Origin of the sequence: Paraconexibacter sp., from assembly GCF_041602235.1 — a bacterium.
In the GTDB taxonomy this organism is placed as follows: Bacteria; Actinomycetota; Thermoleophilia; order Solirubrobacterales; family Solirubrobacteraceae; genus Paraconexibacter.
This window is the reverse complement of sequence record NZ_JBFIGP010000471.1, coordinates 1-1,748: the sequence shown is the minus strand read 5'-3', so window position 1 is coordinate 1,748 and position 1,748 is coordinate 1. Positions and strand designations below refer to the sequence as shown.

At 71.9% G+C, this 1,748-nt stretch carries 2 protein-coding genes; both read left to right on the top strand.

The annotated features are described in order from the left end of the window. Nucleotides 1-616 (top strand): 4Fe-4S dicluster domain-containing protein (locus tag ABYE80_RS20545; protein ID WP_372792271.1); only part of this gene is annotated, 616 nt, incomplete at its 5' end. 10 nt (nt 617-626) lie between these two features. Further along, a partial coding sequence (locus ABYE80_RS20540) for a PEP/pyruvate-binding domain-containing protein (RefSeq protein ID WP_372792269.1) occupies nt 627-1,748 on the top strand: 1,122 nt, incomplete at its 3' end.

The following is a 1,748-nucleotide window of genomic DNA, read 5'->3' as shown; positions in this document are numbered from 1 at the left end:
GGAGTTCGACGAGCTCGAGGCGGACGCGCTCGTCCTGGCGCTCGGTCAGGACACCGACCTTTCCCTGCTGGACGGCGTGCCGGACCTCGAGATCCACGACGGCGTGGTGCAGGTCGACGACGCGATGATGACCGGGCACCCCGGCGTCTTCGCCGGCGGCGACATGATCCGCGCCGAGCGGACCGTGACGACCGGCGTCGGTCATGGCCGGCGCGCCGCGCGCCACATCGACGCCTGGCTGCGTGGCTCGCGCTGCGAGCCCGATCCGCCGGTCACCGAGGCGACGTTCGATCTCCTGAACCCCTGGTACTACGCCGACGCGCCGCGCTCGGTCGCACCCCACCTTGACGCCGTCCGCCGCCAGTCGACCTTCGACGAGGTCGTCGGGGGCTACGACGCGGACACCGCGCTCTTCGAAGCGCGCCGCTGCCTGTCCTGCGGCAACTGCCTCGCCTGTGACAACTGCTACGGCGTGTGTCCCGACAACGCCGTCATCAAGCTCGACCCCGCCGGACCGTACGCCTACGCCATCGATCTCGACTACTGCAAGGGCTGCGGCATGTGCGCGCAGGAATGCCCGTGCGGTGCGATCGCGATGGTGCCCGAGACCATCTAGGAGTCCCCGCATGAGCACCGTCATCGCCCACGACACCGTCCGCCCGTTCACCTCACTCTCGCGTTCCGATGTCGCCTGGGCGGGTGGCAAGGGAGCCAATCTGGGGGAGCTGACCGGCGCGGGCATGCCGGTGCCGCCCGGGTTCGTCGTCGGCGCGCCGGCCTACGCCGCGTTCTGCGACGAGAGCAGCCTCCGTGAGCGCCTGACCTCCGAGCTGGAGACCGTGGCGGTGGACGACAGCGCAGCCCTGGACGCCGCCGCGGCCGCGGCCCGCAAGCTCGTGCTCGACACCCCGATCCCCGAAGGCGTCGAGGCGACGATCCGTGCCGCCTACGCCGACCTCCCGCACGAGGGTGGCGACCCGGTCGTCGCGGTGCGCTCGTCGGCCACGGGCGAGGACACCGCCTCCGCGTCCTTCGCCGGCATGAACGAGACCTATCTCGGCATCCGCGGCGCCGACGCGGTCGTGGACGCGGTCCGCCGCTGCTGGGCGTCGCTGTTCGGCGCGCGCACCATCTTCTACCGCGCCAAGCGCGGCTTCGGCATCGCCGACATGGACATCGCGGTCGTGGTGCAGATGCAGATCGACTCCGTCCGGGCGGGCGTGATGTTCACCATCGATCCGGCCAGCGGCAACACCGACCGCCTGGTCATCGAGGGCGCCTTCGGGCTCGGTGAGTCGGTCGTGTCGGGGTCGGTGTCCCCCGACCGCTACGTCGTCGACAAGACGACGGGAGCCATCGTCACCCGGGAGATCCACCGCAAGGAGCTCATCATCGAGCTCGAGCCCGACGGTGGCACCGTGACCCGCGACCTGACCGCAGCGGAGTCCTCGACGCCCACGCTCACCGACGACGAGGTCGACGAGCTGGCCGGGCTGGGCATGCGGATCGAGTCGCACTACGGGGTCGCGCAGGACACCGAGTGGGCGTTCGACCGTCAGGCACGAGCGTGGATGCTGCAGGCCCGGCCGGTGACGGCGTCGGGAGGGACCTCGCTGGACGGTCCCGCGACCGCCGACGCGAGCGTCGCGACGGGGCCGGTCGGCAAGTCGCTCCTCCACGGCCTCGGGGCCGCTCCCGGACGCGCGTCGGGCCCGGTGCGCGTGCTCCAGTCCCCGTCCGACGGCGCG